The 8,896-nt window shown below is 66.8% G+C and carries 10 protein-coding genes; 2 read left to right on the top strand and 8 right to left on the bottom strand.

All coding sequences use genetic code 11. The annotated features are described in order from the left end of the window. Positions 1 to 572, top strand: a 572-nt coding sequence (locus AUL35_RS22475; protein WP_192847026.1) for a hypothetical protein, incomplete at its 5' end; no start/stop codon positions are given. Positions 573 to 800: 228 nt separating this feature from the next. Here the strand turns inward: AUL35_RS22475 and AUL35_RS02560 are convergent. From AUL35_RS02560 to AUL35_RS02545, 4 genes are all read right to left on the bottom strand, one after another. Next, the gene (locus AUL35_RS02560; RefSeq protein ID WP_062011689.1) at positions 801 to 2,063 is read right to left on the bottom strand and encodes a Y-family DNA polymerase; all 1,263 of its coding nucleotides are present in this window, start codon (positions 2,061 to 2,063) and stop codon (positions 801 to 803) included. Then, entirely contained in the window at positions 2,060 to 2,434 is a 375-nt protein-coding gene (locus tag AUL35_RS02555) for a LexA family transcriptional regulator (protein ID WP_202814249.1), read from the bottom strand. Before AUL35_RS02555 ends, AUL35_RS02560 begins: the two co-directional genes overlap by 4 nt. 426 nt (positions 2,435 to 2,860) lie before the next feature. Beyond that, positions 2,861 to 4,243, bottom strand: a complete 1,383-nt coding sequence (locus tag AUL35_RS02550; RefSeq protein ID WP_062011685.1) for a YncE family protein — start codon at positions 4,241 to 4,243, stop codon at positions 2,861 to 2,863. Continuing rightward, complete coding sequence (locus AUL35_RS02545) at positions 4,240 to 4,644, bottom strand: DUF305 domain-containing protein (RefSeq protein ID WP_062011683.1); 405 nt, start codon at positions 4,642 to 4,644, stop codon at positions 4,240 to 4,242. The genes AUL35_RS02550 and AUL35_RS02545 overlap by 4 nt, the downstream gene beginning before the upstream one ends. A gap of 200 nt (positions 4,645 to 4,844) precedes the next feature. Here AUL35_RS02545 and AUL35_RS02540 point away from each other — a divergent pair, with 200 nt between their 5' ends. Next, the gene (locus tag AUL35_RS02540) at positions 4,845 to 5,996 is read left to right on the top strand and encodes a TDT family transporter (RefSeq protein ID WP_062011681.1); all 1,152 of its coding nucleotides are present in this window, start codon (positions 4,845 to 4,847) and stop codon (positions 5,994 to 5,996) included. On the opposite strand, the gene AUL35_RS02535 is transcribed toward AUL35_RS02540, so the two are convergent. Genes AUL35_RS02535 through AUL35_RS02520 form a run of 4 tightly spaced genes read right to left on the bottom strand, consistent with a single transcriptional unit; the run spans position 5,983 to position 8,895 of the window. Beyond that, positions 5,983 to 6,687, bottom strand: a complete 705-nt coding sequence (locus AUL35_RS02535) for a uracil-DNA glycosylase family protein (RefSeq protein WP_062011679.1) — start codon at positions 6,685 to 6,687, stop codon at positions 5,983 to 5,985. The two genes, AUL35_RS02540 and AUL35_RS02535, sit on opposite strands and share 14 nt — an antisense overlap. Further along, the gene (locus tag AUL35_RS02530; protein ID WP_062011677.1) at positions 6,684 to 7,577 is read right to left on the bottom strand and encodes a LysR substrate-binding domain-containing protein; all 894 of its coding nucleotides are present in this window, start codon (positions 7,575 to 7,577) and stop codon (positions 6,684 to 6,686) included. Before AUL35_RS02530 ends, AUL35_RS02535 begins: the two co-directional genes overlap by 4 nt. Then, positions 7,574 to 8,383, bottom strand: a complete 810-nt coding sequence (locus AUL35_RS02525; RefSeq protein WP_062011675.1) for an anti-sigma factor — start codon at positions 8,381 to 8,383, stop codon at positions 7,574 to 7,576. The genes AUL35_RS02530 and AUL35_RS02525 overlap by 4 nt, the downstream gene beginning before the upstream one ends. Then, complete coding sequence (locus AUL35_RS02520) at positions 8,380 to 8,895, bottom strand: RNA polymerase sigma factor (RefSeq protein WP_062011673.1); 516 nt, start codon at positions 8,893 to 8,895, stop codon at positions 8,380 to 8,382. Before AUL35_RS02520 ends, AUL35_RS02525 begins: the two co-directional genes overlap by 4 nt. Between the last annotated feature and the right edge of the window lies 1 nt (position 8,896).

The raw sequence follows: 8,896 nt of genomic DNA, 5'->3' as shown, positions 1-8,896 counted from the left end.
CCCTAACACACGCGGACATTGTTCGGATCGCGGATGAGACGGTGCGTCGCGTGCAAGCAGGCGGAGCGAAGCTCCAAGCCCAAGAGGTTTACCGTGCAATCGAACGGGAGCGATCGATAAAGGGCGTTGGCGTCACGACTGAAAAGGGTGCTCGGCCACGAAGCGTCGTCGGCCGGGGGCAGTTCCGGGAGCGTGCCGGGTATGACGTTGGCGACGATCAAACCCTGCGGGAACGCTCGCGGATTGAAGAGGACACTATCGTTCTCGTCAGCCCGGTTTTGGAAATGAACCAACGACATAGAAAATGGCGATTCCTCCGCCGCGGCGAGCCATTCAACGCGACAGTGGAGGACCCAGCCTTCCTACAGAAGGTTTTATCTGGGCGAACACGCATTCCAATGGTGGCAGGTATCGAACTCCGCGCGGTCGTCGAAATAACCGAGACCAGAAACGGTCTCGTTTGGGAGGTCACAGCGCGTCGCGTGCTCGATGTTCGCGACGTGCGTCCTCCAAGTGAACACCCGAACCTATTCCCGCCGGAAGGTAAGTCCGACGAGCACCGCGATCAGTAAAGCCGTGGGAAGCGCCACCTGAAGCCCACCCACGAACTTCAGACCTTCAAGCGTCATCCACACCGCGACACCGATGATCAGCGCGATGATCAGCCTGATGATGATGGGGCCGTTAAAGTGATTCATAGCGAGAAGATTGAACCGACCTGCCTGTGCCGCTCCTAACCCGCTGACGTAGATCCCGAAACACTTTGGTCGCGTAGCTCCAAGGCGTCGATCTCCAAAACCCTATCGAGCGATTGGGATTTGGTCGAGCCGCGTGGTCCAAGCCGGCGACTTCATCGCCCGCTTCGTGTCGAACGATCGCGCGCCGATGCCGGCCGATCCTAGTGCGAGCGTGTCCCGACCGAACCGCTTATTGAGCCCATCCATGGCCGCCATCAGGTCGGCGCCACGATTGTCGATCGCAGCGAAAAGGTCGGTTTGCTCCCGTCCCTGCTCGGTCAGGTCTTCGAGCATCACGCCGCACTTCGTGTAGACGCCGCCGTCCTCCCACATGCTGTCGACCATGCGACTCGCCCAGCGCACGATTACGCGACTGTCGTTCGTCGGCGGCGAGAGCCGGCATGATCGCTGCGCCGACGGCGCGTTGGGCTTGCGCCCGTTGCCGTGGGCGAACCCGATTAACCGTGCCGCGACGGAACCCTGCTCGCGGATCTTTTCGGCCGCGCGCGCGGCGCGCCGCACCATGGCCTCACGCAGGTCTTCGATCTTCGAGACGGGCTCGCCGAACATGCGCGTGACGGCGCAGGCCTTCCGCTTCTCCGGCTCGATCACGAGGTCGTCGCACCCAACGCCGTTGAGCTCGCGCACGAGACGCTCCAGAACGACTGTTCCGACGTCGCGCGCTTGGTGCGGGCACATGGCTGCAAGGTCGGCCGTTGTGCGGATGCCGAGCGGGCGCAAGCGCTCGGCCAGCGCGCGACCGATGCCCCAGACCTCGTCCACCGGCCAGTTCATGAACAGGCGTCGGCGCAGCTCGGCGTCGTGCAGATCGATGACGCCGCCGAAGATCTTCTCGCCGGCCTTCGACAAGCCGTTGGCGACCTTCGAAAGGGTGCGCGTCGGCCCGAGCCCGATGCGCGTCGGCAGGCCCGTTAACCGCTTGATGTCGTCCCGGATCTGTCGGGCGACGGCGACGTCCCCCGTACCATCCGGCAGGATGGGCAGGCGAAACCAGCTCTCGTCGATTGAGTAGACTTCGATCTCGTCGGTATGCTCGGCTAGAACCTGGTTGAAGCGCCGGTTCATGTCCGCGTAGAGCTCGTAGTTCGACGAGCGCAACGCGAAGCCATGCCGCTCGATCAGGTCGCGCATTTTGAACACCGGCGCGCCCATCTTCACCCCGAAGGCCTTCGCCTCGGCCGAGCGCGCGATCGCGCAGTGGTCGCCGTTGGACAACACCAGGACCGGCACACCGTCGAGGCTCGGATCGAACTGGCGCTCACAGGAGACGTAGAAGTTCTCGACGTCGACGAGGCCCCAGCTCATGGCTTCAGATCACGGACAGAGGCGCGCACGACGCCCCAGATCTCGACCGCTTCGTCGCAGAGGCAGGACGGATAGCGTTGCTGCGCGTTGCGCGCTTCGATGTAGGGCAGACCCTGGCGAACCACGAACTGTCGACATACGAACCCGCCGTCGACCTTCGCGATCACGATCGCGCCGTCGCGCGGGCGCGAGCCGCGGTCAATGACGACGATGTCACGATCGAAGACGCCGGCGTCGACCATCGACGAACCCGAGACGCGGAAGACGAAGGCGCTGGCGGCGTCGAGGTTCAAAAGTTCAACCAGATTGAGGGCGTCATCCTCCCAGTCCTGAGCGGGCGAGGGGAAGCCGGCGCCGGCCGAGGCGACCACGCGAAGACGGAAGTCCGGCGGGACCTCCAGAAGGCGGATGGGGCGGTCGGGTAGTGCCAGCATGCTAGTCCTCGAGTGCGCGACTCAGTCAGTCTAGCGATCGAACATATCGTGAACATTGCGGTTGGGAATAGAAACCTGCATCGCTTCGTGGGTATCGAACGGGAACCGTTGCGGGATCGTCCCATGAGCCGGGAGGAAGCGCCGGCGCCGAGTTTGGGTGGTTTTTCGCCTGTCCGCTTACTGCTGCTCCTCGTATATAGCTGACATTCATTTGCTCCCGACGGGTTCGGCAACACTCAAATTGAGTCCACCCCGTAACGACTGGCTCCAAGGACATCGCCACACGCAGCGAACATGCCACCAAGCCTATTCGGCGCGGACTGTTGCTGGCGCCGAACATGGCGATTTTGGACCCCGCCGTCTCTAGCGGCTGGTGAGGATCGGGCTGGCGGTGCCCTTCAGACCCTCGACCACGACCAGCCGCGGCTCCTTTGCCGCCATCGGCTCTCCTGGGACGGCGATCGTGCGCACCGGGCCGATGCTGGAGGCCATGCCGGCGCCCTTGTCGTTGGTCTTCAGCACCACGACAGGCTCGTCCTGGCCTTCGAAGAACACGCCGTATTCGGTCATCGGCTTCAGCTTGGCGACGCTGACGTCGATCGCATCGACGAGCCCGAGATTGCGCGAGACGACCATGCCGGAACCGTCCGCGCCCTCGGGCGCCTTCAGCGATAGCGTCAGGTTCTCCCGACCCGCCTTCAACGGCATGAGGTTTTCAGTGCCCGCACCTTCAGGCACCGCGCCCGGCACGAAGACAAGGGCCTGCGGGGCCTGTCCGACCGGGATCTCGGCCACGACCTTCTGCTCGGCCGTGTTGATCACATCGACCTTGTCGCCGTTCTCGAGCCCGACGAAGATCCGGCTGCCGTCTTCCGATCCCCAGATGCCGTGCGGCAGGGCGCCGACCGGGATGGTCGCGACGAGGTGGGTCTTCTCGCCGGGCTTGTAGACCTTCACGACGTTCTCGCCGCCGATCGTGACGTAGACCAGCGTCTCGCCGTCCACCGTTCCGAAGCCGATATGGTTGGAGATCGGCCCGCTGTCGATCACCTCCTTCACCTCGAGCGTCTCGGCATCGACGCGCGTGACCTTGCCGACGTCCTTGTGCGTCAGCCAGACATCGCTGCCGTCGGGGCTCACCTGCACGAAGGGCACGAAGGGCGACACGACGGGGATCCGCTTCACGAGCGCGTGGCTCGCGACGTCGAAGACCTCAAGCACCGGGTTGAACGAGTTGGCGACGAAGGCGAGCTTGCCGTCGCGCGAAAACTTCGTCATGCCCGGGCCGCTCGTCGTCGGGATGCGGCCCGTCTCCTTGAAGGTCGCGGCATCGATCACCGACAGGTAGTCCTCGCCGCGCACCGTCGCCCAGACTTGCCTGCCGTCCGGCGTGAAGAAGGCCTCGTGCGGGTTGCGCCCGACATAGGTCGTGCCCTTCACGGCATTGGTCACCGTGTCGATGAAGGTGACGGAGTTGGTCACCGTCGAGACGACGACGAGCGTCTTGTGGTCCGGCGAGAAGCCGAGGCCGTGAACGTTGACCTCGCCCTTGTAGAGCGGGCTCAGAACGTCCGGGCGCGGGTTGCCGAGCCGGATCTGGCCCAGCAGCTTGTTCGCGACGGGATCGATGACCGAGACGGTGTTCGAGTTCTGGTCGGCGGTGTAGACGCGGTCGGAGGCGGCGGGTAGCGCGAAAGCCGACGTCGAGACGAGAAGCGCGGCGGCGAGGATGGCGGTGCGGGTCATGGGGTCGTCTCCGGAACTGATTTCGTCTTGTCGGCGGATGCGGCGAGCATCGAGCGCATCAGCGCGATCTCGTAGGTCTGCTCGGTGACGATGGACTGCGCGAGGTTGCGGATCGCTGGGTCCTCGGTCGAGCCGAGGACGGCCTTGGCCATGTCGATCGCGCCCTGGTGATGCGGGATCATCTGGGACAGGAAGTCGTGCTCGGGATCGCCGGTCACCGGCGCCGACATCATGCCGGCGTGCATCCTCTCCATCGCCTCGGCGGTCGCTTCGGCATAGTGCGAGCCGTCAAGCGTGGCCGGCACCATCGCCGAGTGCTGATGAGCGGGCGCGTCCTGCGCCTCAGCCGAGGCGAGTGACGCCCCGGCGAAGGCGAGGGTCAGAAGAAGCGTCTTCAGCATTGGAACGGAGGATCCTCGAAGCACGTGTCGGGAGGAAGACGCACGCGAACGCCATTCATTCCCGTGGCGGCAACATTTTTTTCGGGGGCGCAGCGCCTCACCAAGATCCATCGCTTTCATCGATCTGAACAACCGGAAGAACGCGTTGGATCGAACGATCGCGGTGGCGCATGGTCTGCGCAGGACAAGGATCCCCATCGATGACCTTCGAACAGATGCGTGCCGTCACCCTCGGGCTTCAACCGCTGTCGCGCCTCGACAGCCCACGCGAGGTCGTGCGCCAGTTCACCCCGAACTGGTTCGCCGCCACGATGGGCACCGGGATTCTCGCGATCGCCTTGTCGCAGTTTCAGGCTGACGTGCCGATGCTGCATCCGGTGGCCGAGGGCCTCTGGATGTTCAACATCGCGCTGTTCACGCTCTTCGCCGGCCTCTACGCCGCCCGCTGGATCTTCTTCTTCGACGGGGCCAAGCGCATCTTCGGCCATTCCGTCGTGTCGATGTTCTTCGGCTGCATCCCGATGGGCCTCGCCACCATCGTCAACGGCTTCCTGATCTTCGGCCTGCCGCGCTACGGCGAGGTTGCGGTCGGGATCGCAGAGACGCTATGGTGGATCGACGTCGCGATGGCAGCGGCCTGCGGGGTCGCCATTCCCTTCATGATGTTCACGCGCCAGAGCCACACGATCGACCAGATGACCGCGGTCTGGCTCCTGCCGGTGGTCGCGGCCGAAGTCGCCGCCGTCTCCGGTGGGTTGCTTGCGCCGCATCTGGTCGACCCGCATTCCCAGCTCGTCGTGCTGACGCTCTCCTATGCGCTCTGGGCGCTATCGGTGCCGATCGCGCTCAGCATCCTCGTCGTACTCCTCCTGCGCATGGCCATCCACAAGCTGCCGCACGCCAATATGGCGGCGTCGAGCTGGCTCGCGCTCGGGCCGATCGGCACCGGCGCGCTCGGGCTGATGACGCTGGGCGGCGCGGCGCCCGCGATCCTGTCCGCCAACGGTCTGGAGCGCTTCTTCGCCTTTGCGGAAGGGCTCGGTCTCTTTGGAGGCCTGCTTCTCTGGGGATATGGTCTCTGGTGGCTGGCGATGGCCGTGCTCGTGACGCTGCGCTACCTGCGCGACGGCCTTCCCTTCAACATCGGCTGGTGGGGCTACACGTTCCCGCTCGGCGTCTATGCCGTGGCCACGCTGAAGCTCGGCACCCTCCTGCCGATCGCCGCCATCCACGTCTTCGGCGCGGGGCTCGTCGCGGTGCTTGTGGTGCTTTGGGTGATCGTCGGCACGCGGACGGTGCGCGGCGCCTGGCGGGGCGATCTCTTCGTCTCGCCCTGCCTCAAGGCCGATTGAGCGAAGGAGGGGCAGCCGCCGGCGGTCGGTTGTCGCGGAACGCGGCGACGCCGGCCCGGAACCGGACGGCGCCGCCTTGGGCGGGATGGCGCACGTAGGTGGCGGGGATGCCGAGTCCGTCCGCCGCACGCTGCGCCACCCGGCCGATGCAGAGGATTCGGCGCGGCGCGTAGATCGCGACGATCATCTCCAGCACCTCCCGGTGCTCGGCGATCTCGGTCCCCGTCGGTGTCCGGTTGCGCAAGGGCAGGACGCCGCGATGGGGATGGAAGAGCACCGCGTTCCAGAATAGCGGCAGCGTTGCGGGCATCGCGTCCCAGATTTGCCGTGAGGTTCCGGACTCAGGTGTCGGCAAGGTCTCGCGGGTCGCCCGCGCCAGCGGCGGATCGAGGCGAAGCCGCTCCGACAGGTCGGCGAGCCGCCCGTCGCCCGTGAACGGCACGCCAGTCCGGCGCGCCCCGAAGCGCGAGGGCGCTTCGCCGAGCCAGAGATCGCTGACGCCGCGATCCGCCATCGCGGCGAGATAGCGTTGCAGATTGCGACGGCGGGTCGCCGGCGCGTCCGCGTCCTCGATCTCCGCGTCGAACCCGGCATACGGGTTGAACAGGTCGGCCTTGCCGGGCAGCGCCGCGAGACGCTCGAGGATCGCGTCGATCGAAAGTCGTCCGAACGTGGTCGATGGAACGATCACGCCGGCGGCACCTCGACCGCCGGGAGCTCGGCGAGAAAGGCGGCGACGGCGCGGCTGCGGTGACGGTCCCTCGCCAGCACCGCATGGAACCCGCGCGACGGCAGGTCGAAGGGCAGCGCCACCAGTGTCCCCGTGCGAAGACCGGCTTCCGCGACCACGGCGGGGAGGATCCCGAGGCCGGCGCCTGCCTCGATCGCCGCGCGCACGGCCTCGTTCGAGGGCAGCTCGAGTTCGACCGACAACGCGGTGGGATCGACACCGAAGGCTTCGAGCGCGCCTTCGAGGATCGCGCGGGTGCCCGAGCCCCGTTCGCGCAGCACCCAGCGCGCCGATGCAAGATCCGCGGCCGCGACGGGAGAGCCGCAGCCCACGTGCCCCGATGCCGCGGCCAGCATCAGTCGATCGTCGGCGACGCGTTGCATGGCGAGCCTGATATCGCCGAGCTCGTCCTCCACGAAGCCGAGATCGGCCGTGGCATCCAGCACCGCGTCCGCCGTACGCGCCGTGTTGGCGATGCTCAGCCGAAGGTCGATCCCGGGATGGCGGACCTTGAAGCGAGCGAGCATCGGCGGCAACCAGTGGTTCGCCACCGTCTGGCTGGCGACGATGCGCAGACGGCCCCGCTTCAGTCCGGCAAGTTCGGCCAGCACGATGCCGGCGTCCTCGGCGCGGGCAAGGACGGCGCGGGCCTCGGGCAGGAAGAGCCGACCCGCCTCAGTCAGTTCGATCCGTCGTCCGACGCGGTCGAACAGCCGGACGTCGTGGCGCTCCTCCAGCGCGGCGATGGCGGCGCTGGTCGCCGACTGCGTGAGGTTGAGCGCCTTCGCCGCTTCCGTCACATGCTCGCGTTCGGCCACGGCGACGAACACGCGAAGCTGATCGAGCGTCACAGCGTACCACCGGAGAGGCTCGGCATCGGGCTGTTCAGGCTGTCGTAGACGGCGGTCGCCACCGCCATCAGCCGCTCGCGCGGCGCCTCGGCCGACACGACATAGCCAAGGCCGGCATCGCGCCAGAAGAAGGCGGAGATGCCGTCCTCCTCGACGAACTGGAACGACGTCTCGTCCTTCTCGTCGGTCTTGATGAACAGCGTCAGCCGCGTGCCCTGGTCGTCGTCGTACATGAGCATCGCGGCAGGACCTGCGCCCGCCGGCAGGAGCCGCCCGCCCATCAGCCGATAGCCGAGCGCCGTCAGGTCCGGGGCCGACAGCCGCGTTCCCAGCCGCTTCGACAGCCATTGCAGGAGATGCGCCTCCTCGTCGGCGCGCACTTCGACGGGATGGGCCACCTCGACCACGAAGGTGCGATGCGCCGCGATCGCCTCGTCGGCCATGAACGCCACACGAGGCATCTGCGTCGGCACGTGCAGGACGTCGTTCGCGAGCCACCCGGCGGCGCTGCCGAGGATCAGCCAGCCCATGACGGCCGCGATGCGCAAGCGTGTGGTGGCGAAGCGACCGCGCCGAGCCTCGCGGATGTTGGCGATGCGCAGCCGCGCCGGGATCGGTTCTTCCGCCTTGAAGGCCAGCCGTGCGCGCAACGCCCGGGCGACCTCGCGGTCGCGATCGAGAGCCGCGGCGATCTCCGGTCGCTCGGTGAGATAGGCCTCGACTGCGGACAGTCGCTCGGCCGCGAGCCGTCCGTCCACATAGGCTTGCAGGTCGTCCTCACCGACGGGCGCGTCCCTGCGGCTCATTTGACTCTCCTCAAGGGCGCGCGGGCCCCGGTCTCCAAGATGGCGCGCAGCTTCTCGCGCGCCCGCGACAGGCGCGACATGACCGTGCCGACCGGAAGCCCGATCACCCGCGCCGCCTCGTCGTAGCTCATGTCCTCGACGCCGACGAGAAGGAGGACGGTGCGATGCTCCTCGCTGAGCGCATCGAGCCCCGCGAGAACGTCGCGAAGCCCGGCGCGGCCATCCTGGTCACCGTCCACCGTCGGCGGCGAGGCCATCTCGTCGAGCGCAACGTGGGGCCCGCGCCGCTTGTGCTGGCGCAGGCCCGAGAGGTGGAGGTTGCGCAGGATGGCGAACAGCCAAGCGCGCAGATCGCCGTCGGGCCGGCGCAGGTGCCAGCGTCCGACAGCGCGCTCCAGGCAGTCCTGGACGAGATCGTCGGCGGCGTCGCCATCGCGCACCAGCGCATAGGCATAGCGCCTGAGGCTCGGGATAAGCGGTTCGATCCGCGCCGCGATCTCGTCGGTGGACATG

The sequence above is a fragment of the Aureimonas sp. AU4 genome (genome assembly GCF_001463765.1).
Taxonomy (GTDB): domain Bacteria; phylum Pseudomonadota; class Alphaproteobacteria; order Rhizobiales; family Rhizobiaceae; genus Aureimonas.
The sequence above is the reverse complement of the archived record's forward strand: the minus strand, read 5'-3'. Positions and strand labels throughout refer to the sequence as shown.